Below are 16,759 nucleotides of genomic sequence, written 5' to 3' on the forward strand. Positions count from 1 at the left end.
TTGACGAGTAGCGTAAAAATAATATACGAGAAGCTTTTGAAATTGATAATGAAGGGAGTGGGGCTCCTTGAAAAGAATTTTGCGCATGTTGCCTGTTGTCATTATTTGTAGCTTTATTCTTATTATTTTTCCAGAGAAATCTCATGCTTGTGATTGTGTGTTTCACTTTGTAGAGGGAGGAGAGTACTTAGTGTTTTCTTCTCAAAGGGGATCAGAAAAACAATTACACACACATAGTTGTAGTGGAACGAAGAGATTGGATGAGGCAGGGGTGGACAAAGCGGCTTTAAGTCATATTGCAAAAGAGTCTGTTCCGACGAAGAAAGTGAATTTAAAAGGTGGAATGGTGAGTGGTTTCAGTTGGTGGCAAGTTGCTATCATATCCATAGGTCTGCTATTGATCATTGCTGTTGTTAGTTTTTTTGTGAGAAGAACACGCAAAAAATGACGATTAAAGTAAAAATATAAAGATTTTCTTTCTGTTTCTATAGGGGGGTTAACCTTGTGAAAGCGAATTACTTATGCTACACTTTATATAACTTAAAATGAACGGAGGGGCTTCCTTTGATCTTAATCAGATTACGTCTCAATACTTTGTGCCAATAATTGAATAGCGCTCAAAGGCTCTGTCTGTGTACAGAGTGAACGGGATTGGTCTGCCTATTTTAAAGGAACCCTTTATTAAGCTTATATGTGAAAAAGAGGGAGGGACGAATACGCCCTCTTTTTGTTTTGCCTTTAAAATTAGATTGGGATCGTATAGGTGAACACTTGTTGTGGATTCGTATATGATCTTGAGACTTATTGACTATGAGATAGGATGGAAGTATAACTTTCTTCTATTTCTTTGGTGAACCCTTATCCGTTTACGAAAACACAGGCAGCGACCTGTGTTTTTTATTTTACGTAATCGAAATGGAGGAATAAATATATGGAAGAATTATTACAAAGAGCAGTTTTAGTTGGAGTGAATTTAGGAAATGAAGATGATTTTGTATATTCTATGGAAGAGTTAACGAATCTTGCAGAAGCTTGTGATGTAGAGGTAATCGGGCAAGTGACGCAAAATTTACAACGAGTAAACCCATCACATTATATTGGAAAAGGAAAGATTGAAGAAGTAGCAGCCTATGTAAATGAAGTAGATGCGAATATGGTAATCTTTAATGACGAATTATCTCCTTCACAAATTCGAAATTTAGAGGAAGATTTAGACTGTAAAGTTATTGATCGTACCATTTTAATTTTAGATATTTTTGCGCAACGTGCGAAAACGAAAGAAGCGCAGCTGCAAGTAGAAGTAGCGCATCTTCAGTATATGATGCCTCGTTTAATCGGTCTTCGTGAATCATTAGGAAGACAGAGCGGAGGTGTTGGTACGAAAAATAAAGGTGTCGGTGAGAAAAAATTAGAGTTAGACCGTCGTAAAATTGAAGAGCAAATTTCAGTTTTAAATAAAGACTTAGAAGCGCTTGTTGCTCAGCGTCAAACGCAGCGAAAGCAACGTAAGAAAAATGAAGTACCAGTTGTAGCATTAGTAGGCTATACAAACGCAGGAAAATCAACGACGATGAATGCAATGCTGGAAATTTATAATGGTACGGAAGAAAAACAAGTATTTGAAAAAGATATGTTATTCGCGACATTAGAAACATCTGTACGAAATATTGATTTACCAGATAATAAATCATTTTTATTAACGGATACGGTTGGATTTGTAAGTAAATTACCACATCATCTTGTGAAAGCGTTCCGTTCAACGTTAGAAGAAGTAGCAGAAGCAGACTTACTTATTCACGTTGTAGATTACGCAAATCCAAATTATGAACAATTAATTGATATTACAAATGAAACGTTAAAGAAAATTGGAGTAGAAAATATTCCAACGATATATGCATATAACAAATCAGATATGATAGATGTTGAAATTCCAAAAGTACAAGAAGACCGCGTGTATTTATCTGCGAAGAAGCATGTTGGAATTGAAGAGCTTGTAGAAATGATTCGCTCGTATATTTATAAAGAGTATACGAAGTGTGAAATGTTAATTCCGTATGATCAAGGACAGGTAGTTTCTTATTTCAACAATCATGCGCACGTTTTATCTACGAGTTATGAAAACGAAGGTACAAAAATTGAACTAGAATGTAAGACGAGTGATTACGAAAAGTATAAGCGTTTTGCGATTTAATTTGAGAGGCAACCCAGTATGTGATTGGGTTGCCTTTTTCTGTAATGTTTTGCTGCTGAAAGTTACAAGGATTCAAGCCAATGACGGAAGTTAAGTTATATTTCTGGAAAAAGAAATGAAAGCAGTATAGAATAGAAATGTTTCAAAAGTCAGAATTTATTACACCTACTTTAATAAATAAATATTTTGTACAGAAAGGGGAGATTCACATATGCAGGCAGTTTCGCAAAAAAACACAGTAGAAACACCGACAATATATCGAATATTATTTGCGATAAGCTTTGGACATTTTTTAAATGATTCAATGCAAGCAGTTGTGCCGGCGTTGTTTCCTATTTTGGAAAAAACGATGAATTTATCCTATATGCAAGTAGGGTGGATTGCATTTGCGTTAAATATGACGTCATCGATTATGCAACCGGTGTTTGGTATGTATTCAGATAAGAAGCCGTCACCATTTTTATTACCACTCGGCATGTTTTCAAGTATGCTTGGGATGATTGGACTCGCATTTGCGCCGAACTTTATAGTTGTTATTATTTCTGTTTTATTTATTGGCTTAGGTTCTGCAGTCTTTCATCCAGAAGGCGCTCGTGTTGCGTATATGGCGGCAGGTGCAAAACGAGGGTTAGCGCAAGCGATTTATCAAGTTGGGGGAAACACGGGGAATTCCTTAGCTCCCATTTTTACAGCGCTAATTTTCGTTCCGCTTGGTCAAATTGGTTCTTTAGGTTTTACAGCATTTGCAGCAGTAGGAATTATATTATTAATTTTCGTATCGAATTGGTACAAAAATGAATTAGCAACCGGCGCTGTAAGAAGGAAGAAGAGAGCTGCGCTTGAGGCGGAAAATGCAATTGTAAGTACACACATTAAATTCGTTATTATACTTCTTGTTTTTCTTACTTTTGTGCGCTCTTGGTACGGTGCCGGTATCGGGAATTTCTATCAATTTTACTTAATTGAGCATTACGGTTTATCTATAAAAAATGCGCAGTATTTCGTATTCGCATTTATGATTGCTGGTGTGTTAGGAACTTTCTTCGGAGGACCGTTAGCAGATCGATTTGGTAAGAAAAACATCATCGTATTTTCAATGTTAGGTTCAGCGCCACTTGCACTGTTATTACCACATGTCTCACTTGTGTGGGTCGTACCTTTATTTTTATGTATCGGTTTTATTAGTTCAAGTAGTTTTAGTGTAATTGTTGTATACGCGCAAGAGCTTGTACCTGGAAAAGTGGGAATGGTGTCAGGATTAATCGTAGGTCTTGCGTTTGGACTTGGGGCATTAGGTGCTGTAGTTCTTGGGAAATTAGCTGATATATATAGCCTTCAGTTCATTATGATATTATGTAGTTGTTTACCGTTAATTGGACTTACTTCATGGTTATTACCAAGTGATAAGAAAACGATAGAATAGGGGATGCACTATGAAATTATGTGAAAACGTAACAGAATTAATAGGAGATACACCTGTCGTCCGATTATCTAAATTTATTCCGGAAGACGCAGCGGATGTGTATGTGAAACTAGAAATGTTTAACCCATCACGTAGTGTGAAAGACCGTGCTGCTTATAATTTACTTCATGTTGCAGAAGAAAATGGTCTCATTAAACCAGGGGATACAATTATTGAACCGACAAGTGGGAATACAGGAATTGGTTTAGCGATGAACGCAGCTGCTAAAGGGTATAAAGCGATTTTAATTATGCCAGACAATATGTCAAAAGAGCGTATTAATTTATTGAAAGCATACGGGGCAGAAGTAGTTTTAACACCAGCAGAACAAAGAATGCCAGGAGCGATTGCAAAGGCGTTAGAACTGCAAAAACAAATACCGAATAGTTTTATCCCGCAACAATTTGAAAATCCAGCTAATCCGAATATTCACCGTTATACGACTGCACTTGAAATTTACGAACAAATGGATGGAGAGCTTGATGCTTTTGTTGCAACGGCAGGAACAGGCGGAACGATTACAGGGACTGGTGAAACGTTAAAAGAGAAATTACCAAACTTATATATTGCAGTAGTGGAACCGAAAGGATCTCCCGTTTTATCAGGTGGTGTACCAGGTCCTCATAAACTAGTAGGAACAAGCCCAGGATTTATTCCGAAAAACTTAAATACAGAAGTGTATAACGAAATTATTCAAATTGCAGACGAAGAGGCTTTAACGACAATGAGAAACTTAGCTAGACAAGAAGGCTTATTAGTAGGGCCGTCTTCAGGAGCTTCTGTGTACGCAGCAATTATGATAGCGAAGCGCCTAGGCGCTGGTAAAAAAGTTTTATGTATTGCACCTGATACTGGTGAACGTTATTTGAGTATGGGGTTATTTGAATAAAAATGATAGAAACCCCTTAATGGTGAAATAGAGCTATTAAGGGGTTTGTTTTAGGGGGTTAAGAGGGGGAAAGCACGATGAAACTATTAAAACCAACGCATGAATATAGTGAACAAATTATAGAGTATCGGGAGGCTTTTTTACATGCAGGAGAACAACCACACGGTAGTAGCTCTTTACAAAATTTTGATTCCCTAGCTGAATGGTTTGAAAAAGTGAGTATACAAGAAGTAGGAGAAAACTTACAAGCGAATCGAGTGCCATCTAGTCAGTTTTTAAGTTTTGAAAAAGGGGAACTTATAGGTTTTGTGAATATTAGACATAGATTAAATCCAGAATTATTAAGGGAAAGCGGTCATATTGGATATAGTGTCCATCCGAATAAACGTCGCCACGGTTACGCTACGAAACAACTAAAGCTTGCATTAACTGAAGCGCAAAAATTAGGATTGCAGAAAGTATTAATAACTTGCGATAAATCCAATATCGGTTCTGCTAAAACGATTCAAAAGGTTGGCGGTGTGTTAGAAAATGAGATAGTTTCTTCTCGTACTGGTGAAGTTGTTCAGCGTTATTGGGTAGAAATTTGATTAAGTGTGAATTTGAAAAGGTAATATAATATGCAATATCGAAATAGATAAATGAGGAGTAAGGGGAGTACTGCAGTTTTAGGGGGGAATGAAATGGGATTAAGAGAGAAAGCGATAGAAATGTCGGAGATTTATAGAAAAAACCCGAAAATCGAAGCTATTATTTTAGCAGGTTCAGTAGCTAGAAAATTAGAGGATGAACATTCAGATATTGAATTACATATTTTATGGTCGGAACCACCAGAGGATGAGGATCGTAAAGAGCCTATTAATCATATTGGTGGAGAAATTTTATCATATTATCCTTACGAGGAAGAAGAATGGTCGGAGACGTATTTGACGAAAGAAGGAATTAAACTAGAGATTAGTAATTTTTTAACAGTGACCGTAGAAAAAATTATTTCAGAAGTTGTAGAGCGGTATGATATCAATTATGAGAAACAATGTATTGTATCATCCATTCATGATGGTGTGAGTTTGTATGGAGAAGTGAAAGTACATACTCTAAAAGATAGAGTTGAAGCGTATCCAGAAGAATTGGCGCAAAAAATGATTGCAGAAAACCTTTGGTTAAGCAATCGTTGGCATAATCGAGAGGCTCTTTTAAAACGAAAAGATTGGCTTATGCTATATGATGTTATTTGTGAAGTTCAAAGAAATATATTTGGAGTCTTATTTGGTCTGAACCGCATGTACGTGCATCATCCTGCATTTAAATGGATGCCATATAATGTGGAACGAATGGGGATTAAGCCTGAAAATTTATATGAGCGTATGGCGAATATTTTAATAGGACATCCAGAGAATAGTGTGAAAGAGTTAGAATTGTTAATGGGAGAGGTATTACATTTAGTAAAACAATATACTCCAGAATTAAATATTGCGGAGCAACAAAAACGCATTCAATATGCAAAGTAAAAACAAAAGATGTAACAACGAGTTACATCTTTTGTTTTTTTATTTTACTAATTTTCCTAGTACAGGTAAACGTTGAATACGATTACCAAGAATATGTGAAGCGAGTCCACTCGTTAATACGAATAAAAGGTAAACAAGCCCCCCTGCCGCACCACATATAAATACAATGAGCAGTGATTCGATATAAGATTGGCCAGGAATAATCCAGCTTATAATTGCTTTTAATGCAATTACAACAGCAGACATTGCTGCGGAGTATATCGTAATAAGAAATACTGTTTTCACCGTTTCACCAATTTTAAATTTCGCAAACTTAATGATGCAATACAACATAATAATATTCGAAACGAGGTATCCGAGAATTGTTCCAAGTACAGCACCGTGTCCACCGAATAAGTGTAAAAGTGGTATGTTTACTACAATCTTCACAAGAATACCGATTGAGAATGCAATCATTGTTTTTCTTTGATAATCAATGCCTTGTAATATAGCTGCAGAAACTGTGAAAATCGCACCTAATATAGCAGAAGGTGCAAATGAAATTAAATATTGTGATCCATCAAGTGCAATTTTAGGATCTACATAAATCATTCGGAATGCATCGTAAGCGATGCTAGCAAGACCAAATGCAGCTGGGATAGTGAAGAATAACAATACTTGGAATATCTTTGAAATTTGTTCTTGTAATTCTTCTAGTTTTCCGCTTGTAAATGATTTCGTTATAGCCGGAATAATTGTTAATGAGAATCCAGTTGCAAGTGAAGCCGGAATCATAATTAACTTTTGTGCATAGTTCGTTATATAAGCGAAAACTGCATTCGCGGTTTCTAAAGGCTCTCCCATCGCTCTAAGGACATCAGCTACGGTATATTGATCTACTAACGTATAGAGTGGAATTGCAATACCCACAAATACAATTGGGATTGCATATCGAAGTAATTCCATATAAATATTTCGTAATGGAATATCGGATGCCCTTGACTTTAATTCATCTTCAGGAGGCTTTAATCCGTTATACTTTTTCCAGTACAGCATTAAAATAGAGACGCTGGCAAGTGCCCCGATAACAGCACCGAATGTAGCAACAGCAACAGAAGAGGCTACGGAACCTCCTAATATTTTGGAAACGATGAAGCTACCAACTAAAATGAAAACAACGCGTGCGATTTGTTCTACGACTTGAGAAACAGCACTTGGTTTCATATGTTGAAAACCTTGGAAATAGCCGCGTGTAACACTCATAGCCGGTACGATAATAAGTGCGAAACTTAATGCTCGCATTGTAAGTGTTACGTCAGCGATAAATTGTGGATTTGGCGTTTTAGAGCGAATAATAAATTGTGATATGTAAGGCGCTCCAATAAATAAAATTAAAAATCCTAAAAAGCCCATAAATAGCATTAATTTTATGCTCGAGCTATACAATTTTTTACTTGTACTATAATCACCGAGTGCATTATGTTTTGCAACAAATTTGGAGACGGCAATAGGAATACCGGCAGTTGAAAAGCTTAATAAAATACCATACCAAGTATATGCATATCCGTATAAAGCGACCCCTTGTGTTCCAACTAATAATTGAAAAGGGAAGAAGTATATAAAACCTAAAATACGTGAAATCATTGTTGCACCGCTTAGTAAAGCAGTACCTTTTAAAACTTTTGAAGTAGACAAAATTTGTTCCTCCTACTCATGTTGCCTTGCATGTATCTCGCTCTTTGAGGGCAGTAAGACTCCTACCTCAAAATGAGGCTGGAGAAAGAAGTTAAGTGGAAGCCCTGCTACTACGAGTAAACGCAAAATTGGTGAAACTTTAATCAGTGGGGCATCCTCCGCTGATTAAAGTTTCACTTTACCGTATACTACTATAAACCTGTTAGAGAAGTTAATACAGTATAAACCATATAAGTTCAAATACTATTCATACAAAAGTCATATTTCAAATTTTTAAATAGAATATAAGACATAAAAACTTAAAATATAAGTTGACACTATTTTTAATGTGTGATAAAAATGATAGTAATCAATTCGGAAAATAATATTTGGGCAATGAAAGGGTATAGTAGTGAAAATCTCCCTATTTCAGAGAGCTGATGGTTGGTGTGAATCAGTATATAGATTATTCATGAAGTTCGTCCTGGAGCATCTTTCATAAATCTCACATTATGAGGAAATGGAAGACGGTAGTTTATACCGTTATCAAATAAAGTGGTGAAGATTTTTTCACAACTAGGGTGGTACCGCGATATTTATCGTCCCTACGTATTTACGTAGGGACGTTTTTTATATAGGTCCTAACTTTGCTGTGGCTTCATAACTAGGGTGGTACCGCGATATTTTATCGTCCCTACGTATTTACGTAGGGACGTTTTTATTTAGGTCTTACTTTTGTTGTATCTTCATAACTAGGGTGGTACCGCGATATTTTTGTCGTCCCTACGTATTTACGTAGGGACGTTTTTTTATTAGGGAGGAAGTGAACGTATTCGAAAAAAGTATTGATAGAACAATATAAATACCAAATTATAAAACAGAAAAAGATAAAGAGAGGAGATTAACAGATGAATTCACAGCAATGGACATCGAAATTAGGTTTCGTATTAGCTGCAGCAGGTTCAGCAATTGGTCTTGGGGCGATTTGGAAATTCCCATATATGGCCGGCATCGGAGGAGGCGGCGCATTCTTCCTTATTTTCATCGGTTTCACATTATTAATTGGTTTACCGCTATTATTAGCCGAATTCGTTATTGGGAGAAGTACACAAAAAGAGGCCGTTGATGCGTATAGAGAAATCGCACCGAAAACGTTATGGCCGTGGTTAGGTAAATTAGGAATTGTAACATGTTTCATATTACTTTCTTTCTACAGTGTTGTAGGAGGATGGATTTTATTATATTTATGGAATGCAATTACAGGTAGACTGTGGGAAGGAAATGGGGCGTACGAAGCTACGTTCGGTGAAATCATTTCCAATCCGTATTTAGCAGTCGGGTCACAGCTATTATTCATCCTTATTACTATTTTCATCGTAAGTAAAGGTGTACAAAATGGTGTTGAAAAAGTAAATAAATATTTCATGCCAGCACTATTCGTTTTATTCTTTGTCTTAATTGTTCGTGCACTTACATTAGACGGTGCTGGTGAAGGAGTTCGCTTCTTCTTACAACCTGATTTCTCAAACGTAACGTCAGAAATTATTTTATATGCGATGGGGCAATCGTTCTTCTCATTATCTGTCGGTGTAGCCGTTATGGTAACGTATAGCTCATACTTACCGAAAGAAGAAAGTTTACCGCGTTCAGCATTTTCTATTGTAGCTTTAACGCTCGTTATTACATTACTTGCAGGACTTGCGATATTCCCGGTTGTATTCGCATTTGGAATGGAACCATCTCAAGGACCAGGATTATTGTTTATCGTATTGCCAGCTATTTTCAGTAAAATGGCGTTCGGAAAATTATTCTTCATCGTTTTCTTATTACTATTCTTCTTTGCTACTATTACATCAGCAATTTCGATGTTAGAAATTAGCGTTGCATCTTTAACTGCAAAAGGTAAAGGGAAACGTGAAAAAATGGCTTTAATCGTTGGATTATTAATCTTCGTTGTTGGAGTACCATCAGCATTATCATTTGGTATATTAAGTGATCTGAAGATTTTTGGAAAGACTATTTTTGATTTATCGGACTATGCAGTTAGTAACGTATTAATGCCGCTTGGTGTTCTATTAGTTTCTATCTTTGTTCCTTTAAAAATGAAGAAAGATGTATTAATGAAAGAGCTTGGTGTAAGTAAAAATAAAGGCTATAAACTATTCGTATTATGGTTATTCTTACTTCGCTATATCGCACCAATTGCGATTATTATCGTATTCCTAAATGTACTTGGAATTATTTAATAAGAAAGGTAGCGTATCGTTATATGATACGCTACCTTTTTTATCCTTCTATTTGCCGGGCAGTAAGACCCCCACCTCAAAACTCAGCGAAAGCGAAGAAGTTAAGTGGGGGATGGGTCCCCCCCACTGATTAAAGTTTCACCTTATTTTGCTCTTTTTTGCAGTTCATTTACTGTGACGAATTGATATCCCTCTTTAGATAAAGAGTCTAAAATACCTTCAATGGTCTGTAAATTTTCATTAGATTTATCATACATAGAGTGTAATAAAATGATAGAACCTGGTTTTACATTTTTATTAACGTAGTCAATTTTATCAGCTGTAGATTTATAAAAAGTATCAGGCTCAAGATCCCACGTAATCGTTTCAATATTATTTTTATTTAAATAATAGGGTAGCCCAATTAATTTTTTTCCGTTAGGGGGTCTAAAATCAATTTCGTCTGTAAATCCTGTTTGGCGGATGAACGAATTCGTCTTTTCAATTTCTTCTTTAATAAAAGAAGGTGTTTTAAAAACCATTCTGTTATGAGAATACGTATGGTTTCCAAGTTGATGACCTGATTGAACAATTGCTTTTCCTAATGGTAAATTGTGTTCTAATTCGTTTCCGATAACAAAGAAAGTAGCTTTTGCATTGTATTTATCCAGTAACGGTAATATTTGTTTTACATTGTTAGTAGGGCCATCATCAAAAGTTAAAGCGATCACTTTTTCATTTGTTTCTACGCGTTGTGTTAAATCTCCAAATAATTGAAAGCTTCTTGCGTTCATCAATTTGTATGTTCCGAATAATGCCGTGATAATAAAGAATAGTGTAACGATTGTAATGATAATTTTTTTCTTCATAATGTAACCTCACAATGATTTTTGATTCAATAAAAAGTATTATATCAAAATTAATTATTTATTGCTGAAAAAGCATGAAGATGCAAGGAGAGGAAATTTATCATATAATAAAATGCAAAAGGTATATTAGGAGGTGTTTATATGGCGATTATAATTCAATTGCCAGACACTGCAACGTCTCATGCAAAGCCAAGTATGGAAATGGCGATACTTTGCGTGAGGTAGACAAGTAATATACAATCGCCTAAATGAGCTCGTATCATTTTTTATATTTGGCTTTGCACCTTATTGAAATGAATCATAAAAAATAAGGGGCGAGCAGAGATGAAATACGTAAAAGCTGCGGCAGTTTTACCAGAAAGTTTAATTGCTGAAATTCAAAAGTATATACAAGGTGAAACAATTTACATTCCAAAACAAGAAACGAAACATTATAAATGGGGTACACGATCTGGAGGAAGAAAACAATTAGATGAAAGAAATAACGCGATTAAAGCAGCATTTAAAAGCGGAATTGCTATTCATCAACTTGCAGAAGAATATTTTCTTTCCGGAGAAACGATTAAAAAGATTGTGTATTCTAAGTGAAAAAAAGGAAAGAGTCTGGTTCAAATATTATTTTGAATCAGACTCTTTTTGTTTTGTATTTATTGGATGTGAATGGACATGATAATAGCGATAATGTGCCGTTTTTTACTAAATTGGATACATAGCATTTGAGTGAAAAGCAGAAAGGTGAACATATATGAATCATCTTGGACAAATAACGATAGAACTTTTTGTTGGTTTTTTTGTTTTATTAATTGCTACTAAAATATTAGGTAAAACACAAATATCGCAGCTAACACCTTTTGATTTTATTTCTGCCATTGTTCTCGGAGAATTGGTTGGAAATACTATATATGATCCGGAAATAAAAGTATGGTCTATTTTATATGCTGTACTTGTATGGGTAGTGTTAATTTATACAATAGAAGTAATAACACAAAAATTTAGAGGAACGAGAAGTTTTTTTGAAGGCTCTCCGTCAATCATTATCCGTAATGGATATATTGACCGGGAACAACTAAGTTCAAATCATTTGGATATTAACCAATTACAGCAAATGCTTAGGCAACAAAAAGATATATTTTCAATTCGAGAAGTTGAGTATATGATATTGGAACCTAACGGAAACATAAGTGTATTGAAAAAAAGTAAATATGAATCTCCTACTATAAATGACTTAAGTTTAAAACATAAGCCTGTATACTTACCGATTTCATTAATTAGTGATGGGAAAGTAGTGAAGGATAATTTGAGGGAAGCAGGTTTTGATGAAGGATGGCTTTATAAACAAATAAAGCAAAAAGGAATTACTAAATTTGAAGACGTATTATATGCAGAATGGAAAACAGACGATGGTTTCTTTTGTCAGGAAATGCAGCGGTAGAGAATAGGCGATGTATGTAATGTTTGTTTCTAAGTTATCTTTTACATATCAAAAAACTGAATCATTGTATACAATAAAACTAGATCAACAATTTGTATGGAGTGATAAAGATGGAAGCGTTTATTAGAAGTGATCAATATAATTTAATAAAATCACAAGCTTATATTTTAGCAAACGGGCATGCAACGGCAAATGATAGAGGAGTAATTCAAGCGTTAAAATCACTTGCAATTGAAAAGATAATACATGTATTTGAGAATTTAACGGATGAACAGAAAGAGTTAATCGATACGGTATTAACAGTTCAAAATAGAGAAGATGCAGAATCGTTTTTAATGAAAATAAATCCGTATGTCATTCCGTTTCAGGAAGTTACAGCGCAAACATTAAAAAAATTATTTCCTAAGGCGAAAAAGTTAAAACTTCCTGATATGGAAGAACTGGATATGAAAGAATTATCTTATTTAAGCTGGATTGATAAAGGATCCAGTAGGAAATTTATTATAGCGAAAAATGATAAGAATAAGTTTGTTGGTCTGCAAGGAACTTTTCAAAGTTTAAATAAAAAAAGCATTTGTTCATTATGTCATGGGCATGAAGAAGTAGGAATGTTTTTAGTGGAAATTAAAGGTGATGTACCAGGAACTTTCGTTAAAAAGGGAAACTATATTTGCAAAGATGGTGTAGCTTGTAATCAGAATATGAAATCACTTGATAAATTGAACGATTTTATTGAACGATTGAAGAAATAAAGAAGGAACCTCTAGTATTTAAACTGGAGGTTTTTATTTTTTGAAGAAGTAATAATAGGCTTCTTTTGTAGCTGTAAATTTATAAAAAAAGTTGGGGCATTTATAATGAAATTAGATAAAAATATCTATTTGGATACAGTTGCTTATATGCAAGGAGGAAAAACATGAATTACATTTCACCGAAAGAAGAAATGTTAAAAGCGAAACGGTGGCCTAAAGATACGATAGCGGCAGGTCGTGGTCATACCGTTGCTCTTAAATTGGATGGCACGGTAGTAGCAGTGGGGCGAAATAAAGAAGGAGAATGCAATGTAAGCAGCTGGTGTGATATTGAAGCAGTCGCAGCGGGTAATGTTCATATGGCGACGAACACGGGTAATGCACATACAATCGGTCTTGCATGTGACAGTACTGTGGTAGCTGTGGGTTGGAATAAGCATGAACAATGTGATGTACACGATTGGTATAATGTTGTAGCGGTTGCGGCAGGGTGGCGTCGTACCTTTGGCCTAAAACCGGATGGCACAGTAATAGTGGTGGGACGAAATAAAGAAGGAGAATGCAATGTAAGTAGCTGGCGTGATATTGTGGCGGTCACGGCGGGTGACTGGCATACAATCGGTCTTAAATTGGACGGCACAGTGACCACTGTGGGGAATAATCGATATGGCCAATGCGATGTAAGTGGATGGTGTGGTATGGTGGAGTTGGCGGCAGGTTATCTTCATACTGTTGGTTTGAAATCGGATGGAAAAGTGATGGCAGTGGGTAATAATAAACTTGGTCAATGCGATGTAGGCGGCTGGAAAGATATTATGGCAATAGCAGCTGGTACGAATCATACAATCGGACTTAAATCAGACGGTACCGTGGTGGCAGTCGGCTGGAATGAGTATGGTCAATGTAATGTAAGCGATTGGCGTGATATTGTAGCGATAGCGGCGGGTTGTGCGCATACGGTCGGTCTGAAATTAGATGGCACGGTGGTAGCAGTAGGTGATAATACATATGGTCAATGCGACGTAAGTAGCTGGTGTAACATCCGATTGCCTGGCAAATAGTTAATTCGCAACAAATCACTAGTAATATTATTCTATTTTAGGAGTAATTATGGAATGGGATATGTAAAAAAATAATCAAAATTAAATTTGCTGAAAAAGAATCCTTTTAAAAAGGGGTTCTTTTTATTTTTCCGTAAAATGAGGGTCTAAATGGAATTTTTGAACAAACTTTATTTCAAAGCTACAGTAGAACAAATAAATAAAGCATAGGAGAGTTGAAGAAATGCTTAAAAAGTTTTTGCTTTCTTTACCGGATGTTTTACTTGTATGCATTGTTATCTACATAACATACACAACTACTCTTAGTTTTGTACAGATGTTAGTAATTTCAATTGCAATCGGAATCGTCGGTGGTCTTGTTATAAGAATTTGTAAGGATGTATTCACGTATATAAGGTGGACAATTAAACAGAGGAAATCTTGAATATGTTGTATTGCTATTAGGAGGAGAGGAAATGACTAAGAAAAAGAGTAGAGTGAAAAATGAAATAGCACTTTGGACATTAACAGCGGTTGTTCTCATCATTGTATTGTACTTTTTTCAAAGATAAAAACGCATCGCACTTTGAAAAGAGAGTACGATGCATTTTTATTATTTTTTTTGCCAATTTTCTTTTATAAAGTCTGCACGGCCAGATTCTTTTTGCTCAGTAGCATATTTCTCTGGGTTCTTTTTATAGAAATGTTGGTGGTATTCCTCTGCTTCAAAAAAAGGTGCAGCCGGGCGAATTTCAGTTACGATTGGATCTTTAAACATTCCGCTTTCAGTAAGAGCTTGTTTTGATTTTTCAGCAAGCGCTTTTTGTGTTTCGTTATGATAAAAAATAGCGGTACGATAAGATGGACCACGGTCAAAAAATTGTCCGCCATCATCAGTTGGATCGATTTGTGGCCAATATAAGTCTAGTAATTTCTGATAAGGAAAAATAGAAGGATCGAATGTAATTTGAACAACTTCTAAATGTCCAGATGTTCCAGCTTTTACTTGTTCATATGTTGGATTTTCTATATGACCTCCTGCATAGCCAGAAAGCACTTTATGAATACCTGGAAGTTCATCAAATGGTTTTACCATGCACCAAAAGCAGCCGCCTGCGAAGGTTGCGAGTTCGTATGTTTTTTCGGACATTGTTGTAATCCTCCTAAATGTATATGTTTTATATAGTATTATATAAATTGTTTTATTGCGCAATAAAAAAGATTTGAAAATATATGTTTTTTATAAACAAGATCCTCCACTCACATCAATTAATTGTCCAGTAACCCAGCGGCTGTCTGGAGAAGCGAGAAATGCAGCAGTATCGGCAATGTCTTCTACTTCACCTAAGCGATTGAAAGCGGAAATAGTAGTAGCGTACAGCTTCATCATCGGGTCGCTCAAGAGTTCTGCATTCATATCTGTTTTAATAAATCCTGGAAGTATTGCATTCACCTTTATTCCTCGTGCTCCAAGCTGTTTTGCTAGCGTAAAAGTCATTGTATTAATAGCGCCTTTCGTCATACTATATGCAACGAAATTAGGTAAAGAAATGCGGGTCGCAGCGGATGAAATATTAATAATTCGGCTATTGTCACGTAAACGTGGCAGTGCTTGTTGAATGATAAAGAATGGTGCTTTTGCATTTACTGAAACAATTCTATCAAAAAATTGTTCAGTTGTTTCTTCAATAAAAGCACCAGGACCAATGCCGGCATTGTTTATTAAAATATCAAATTGTGTTTCACCAGTGCGCTTTTGTAATTCAGTATCTAAAGCGTTATAAAGGTTTTCTACACCGTGTAAGGATTCTAAATTTGCGCCGATAGAAAAAGCTTGGCCACCATTTGATCGAATTTCATGAACAGTTTCTTCAGCGTCATCTTTTCGATTACCGTAATGAACAGCAACCAATGCACCGTCATTTGCTAAACGTTTAGCAATAGCACGTCCAATTCCTCGGCTTGCTCCTGTAACTAATGCCACTTTTCCTTTTAACATATTTTTCTCATCTCCCCATAAATTTTATATGTTTGTCAGTAGTTTTTCTTTATGTAGTAATGCGAACATACTTAAGTAATATATGAGTATGTGTAAGAAGTTCATTCCGATTTTGTTTTGAGAAAAAATAAATAGATTTCTAGTAAATAGAATGAATTTTATTTTTTTCTAAAAACATGTTGACAATGAAAAGAACAACGTCCTATAATACGTGTAACAAATAAAAGTGAATTAAGAATTTTCTAACTTTATATGTTGTATATGCAAAGAAGAGGAAAGTAGATGATTATGATCGTTTCAGAGAGCTACTCCTAGGCTGTGAGAGTAGTAGCAATCGAATCATTGAAGATCACCTCGGAGCATCGCTTGCGAAAGGGAAACTGAGTAGAGGGCGGCGGCATCGTCTCCGGTAAAAGGACGGGGGTCTGATTGGACCTACAGAGCTTATATTTCGCGAGAAGTATAAGGAAGCTGAGTGGTAACGCGAAACTCTCGCCTCAGCAATCAAAGCTACTAAGTTGTAGTAGTTGATTGCTGAGGCGAGAGTTTTTCTTTTATAAAAATAGAATAAAAGAATGCGTGGAAGAGGAGAGTAAATGATATAGATTGTTTCAGAGAGCTGCCCTAAGGCTGTGAGGGTAGTAACAATCGAATCATTGAAGATCACCTCGGAGCACTACTTTTGAAAACTAGTAAAAAGTAGCGGAATTGTTTCCGATAGAAAAACAAAAGTCTAATT

Annotated in this window: 16 protein-coding genes and 3 other annotated features (1 of these 19 cut by a window edge); of the genes, 12 read left to right on the plus strand and 4 right to left on the minus strand. The window is 35.6% G+C overall.

All coding sequences use genetic code 11. From position 1 onward, the window contains the following. Positions 1–67 precede the first annotated feature (67 nt). From JDS92_RS05420 to JDS92_RS05445, 6 genes are all read left to right on the plus strand, one after another. Positions 68–448: a hypothetical protein gene (locus tag JDS92_RS05420; protein ID WP_199631619.1), complete on the plus strand. Its 381-nt coding sequence runs from the start codon at positions 68–70 to the stop codon at positions 446–448. Positions 449–931: 483 nt separating this feature from the next. Next, positions 932–2,191, plus strand: coding sequence for a GTPase HflX (gene hflX, locus JDS92_RS05425; protein WP_000391892.1), 1,260 nt, complete (start codon positions 932–934; stop codon positions 2,189–2,191). A 211-nt stretch (positions 2,192–2,402) separates the two neighbouring features. Further along, positions 2,403–3,614 carry an MFS transporter gene (locus JDS92_RS05430; RefSeq protein WP_001149432.1) on the plus strand — a complete coding sequence of 404 codons (1,212 nt, stop codon included), beginning with the start codon at positions 2,403–2,405 and terminating at the stop codon, positions 3,612–3,614. A gap of 10 nt (positions 3,615–3,624) precedes the next feature. After that, positions 3,625–4,542: a cysteine synthase A gene (cysK, locus tag JDS92_RS05435; protein WP_000762271.1), complete on the plus strand. Its 918-nt coding sequence runs from the start codon at positions 3,625–3,627 to the stop codon at positions 4,540–4,542. A gap of 77 nt (positions 4,543–4,619) precedes the next feature. Next, entirely contained in the window at positions 4,620–5,132 is a 513-nt protein-coding gene (locus JDS92_RS05440) for a GNAT family N-acetyltransferase (protein WP_199631620.1), read from the plus strand. A gap of 93 nt (positions 5,133–5,225) precedes the next feature. Then, complete coding sequence (locus JDS92_RS05445; protein WP_000524268.1) at positions 5,226–6,050, plus strand: DUF4037 domain-containing protein; 825 nt, start codon at positions 5,226–5,228, stop codon at positions 6,048–6,050. Positions 6,051–6,089: 39 nt separating this feature from the next. Here the strand turns inward: JDS92_RS05445 and JDS92_RS05450 are convergent, their stop codons facing one another. After that, positions 6,090–7,724, minus strand: coding sequence for a putative polysaccharide biosynthesis protein (locus tag JDS92_RS05450; protein WP_199631621.1), 1,635 nt, complete (start codon positions 7,722–7,724; stop codon positions 6,090–6,092). A 366-nt stretch (positions 7,725–8,090) separates the two neighbouring features. Next, positions 8,091–8,313: a binding site (T-box leader), on the plus strand. Positions 8,314–8,611: 298 nt separating this feature from the next. Here JDS92_RS05450 and JDS92_RS05455 point away from each other — a divergent pair. Beyond that, complete coding sequence (locus JDS92_RS05455) at positions 8,612–9,949, plus strand: sodium-dependent transporter (protein WP_001088192.1); 1,338 nt, start codon at positions 8,612–8,614, stop codon at positions 9,947–9,949. 143 nt (positions 9,950–10,092) lie between these two features. On the opposite strand, the gene JDS92_RS05460 is transcribed toward JDS92_RS05455, so the two are convergent. Next, positions 10,093–10,797 carry a polysaccharide deacetylase family protein gene (locus tag JDS92_RS05460; protein ID WP_199631622.1) on the minus strand — a complete coding sequence of 235 codons (705 nt, stop codon included), beginning with the start codon at positions 10,795–10,797 and terminating at the stop codon, positions 10,093–10,095. Between the two features lie 324 nt (positions 10,798–11,121). Here JDS92_RS05460 and JDS92_RS05465 point away from each other — a divergent pair, with 324 nt between their 5' ends. The 5 genes from JDS92_RS05465 (at position 11,122) to JDS92_RS05485 (ending at position 14,466) form a co-directional block, all read left to right on the plus strand. Then, entirely contained in the window at positions 11,122–11,385 is a 264-nt protein-coding gene (locus JDS92_RS05465) for a CD3324 family protein (RefSeq protein WP_000878303.1), read from the plus strand. A 157-nt stretch (positions 11,386–11,542) separates the two neighbouring features. After that, positions 11,543–12,229, plus strand: coding sequence for a DUF421 domain-containing protein (locus JDS92_RS05470; protein ID WP_001015969.1), 687 nt, complete (start codon positions 11,543–11,545; stop codon positions 12,227–12,229). A 110-nt stretch (positions 12,230–12,339) separates the two neighbouring features. Continuing rightward, entirely contained in the window at positions 12,340–12,981 is a 642-nt protein-coding gene (locus tag JDS92_RS05475) for a FusB/FusC family EF-G-binding protein (RefSeq protein ID WP_199631623.1), read from the plus strand. Positions 12,982–13,145: 164 nt separating this feature from the next. Next, positions 13,146–14,042, plus strand: coding sequence for an RCC1 domain-containing protein (locus JDS92_RS05480; RefSeq protein ID WP_097959000.1), 897 nt, complete (start codon positions 13,146–13,148; stop codon positions 14,040–14,042). 223 nt (positions 14,043–14,265) lie between these two features. After that, positions 14,266–14,466, plus strand: a complete 201-nt coding sequence (locus JDS92_RS05485) for a hypothetical protein (protein WP_000913388.1) — start codon at positions 14,266–14,268, stop codon at positions 14,464–14,466. Between the two features lie 168 nt (positions 14,467–14,634). On the opposite strand, the gene msrA is transcribed toward JDS92_RS05485, so the two are convergent. After that, positions 14,635–15,171 (minus strand): peptide-methionine (S)-S-oxide reductase MsrA, encoded by a 537-nt coding sequence (gene msrA, locus JDS92_RS05490; protein ID WP_001291856.1) that lies wholly within the window; start codon positions 15,169–15,171, stop codon positions 14,635–14,637. Between the two features lie 90 nt (positions 15,172–15,261). After that, positions 15,262–16,020 carry an SDR family oxidoreductase gene (locus JDS92_RS05495; RefSeq protein ID WP_199631624.1) on the minus strand — a complete coding sequence of 253 codons (759 nt, stop codon included), beginning with the start codon at positions 16,018–16,020 and terminating at the stop codon, positions 15,262–15,264. Between the two features lie 257 nt (positions 16,021–16,277). Then, positions 16,278–16,523: a binding site (T-box leader), on the plus strand. A gap of 68 nt (positions 16,524–16,591) precedes the next feature. Further along, positions 16,592–16,759, plus strand: a binding site (T-box leader); it runs 72 nt beyond the window's last position.

Source organism: Bacillus cereus group sp. N12, assembly GCF_016483575.1.
Lineage (GTDB): Bacteria > Bacillota > Bacilli > Bacillales > Bacillaceae_G > Bacillus_A > Bacillus_A toyonensis.

What these genes read in the sequence shown, in the direction of transcription:
- hflX (WP_000391892.1), top strand. Translation starts at nt 932, where the DNA reads ATGGAAGAATTATTACAAAGAGCAGTTTTAGTTGGAGTGAATTTAGGA.
- JDS92_RS05430 (WP_001149432.1), top strand. Translation starts at nt 2,403, where the DNA reads ATGCAGGCAGTTTCGCAAAAAAACACAGTAGAAACACCGACAATATAT.
- cysK (WP_000762271.1), top strand. Translation starts at nt 3,625, where the DNA reads ATGAAATTATGTGAAAACGTAACAGAATTAATAGGAGATACACCTGTC.
- JDS92_RS05440 (WP_199631620.1), top strand. Translation starts at nt 4,620, where the DNA reads ATGAAACTATTAAAACCAACGCATGAATATAGTGAACAAATTATAGAG.
- JDS92_RS05445 (WP_000524268.1), top strand. Translation starts at nt 5,226, where the DNA reads ATGGGATTAAGAGAGAAAGCGATAGAAATGTCGGAGATTTATAGAAAA.
- JDS92_RS05455 (WP_001088192.1), top strand. Translation starts at nt 8,612, where the DNA reads ATGAATTCACAGCAATGGACATCGAAATTAGGTTTCGTATTAGCTGCA.
- JDS92_RS05460 (WP_199631622.1), bottom strand. Translation starts at nt 10,797, where the DNA reads ATGAAGAAAAAAATTATCATTACAATCGTTACACTATTCTTTATTATC.
- JDS92_RS05465 (WP_000878303.1), top strand. Translation starts at nt 11,122, where the DNA reads ATGAAATACGTAAAAGCTGCGGCAGTTTTACCAGAAAGTTTAATTGCT.
- JDS92_RS05470 (WP_001015969.1), top strand. Translation starts at nt 11,543, where the DNA reads ATGAATCATCTTGGACAAATAACGATAGAACTTTTTGTTGGTTTTTTT.
- JDS92_RS05475 (WP_199631623.1), top strand. Translation starts at nt 12,340, where the DNA reads ATGGAAGCGTTTATTAGAAGTGATCAATATAATTTAATAAAATCACAA.
- JDS92_RS05480 (WP_097959000.1), top strand. Translation starts at nt 13,146, where the DNA reads ATGAATTACATTTCACCGAAAGAAGAAATGTTAAAAGCGAAACGGTGG.
- JDS92_RS05485 (WP_000913388.1), top strand. Translation starts at nt 14,266, where the DNA reads ATGCTTAAAAAGTTTTTGCTTTCTTTACCGGATGTTTTACTTGTATGC.
- msrA (WP_001291856.1), bottom strand. Translation starts at nt 15,171, where the DNA reads ATGTCCGAAAAAACATACGAACTCGCAACCTTCGCAGGCGGCTGCTTT.
- JDS92_RS05495 (WP_199631624.1), bottom strand. Translation starts at nt 16,020, where the DNA reads ATGTTAAAAGGAAAAGTGGCATTAGTTACAGGAGCAAGCCGAGGAATT.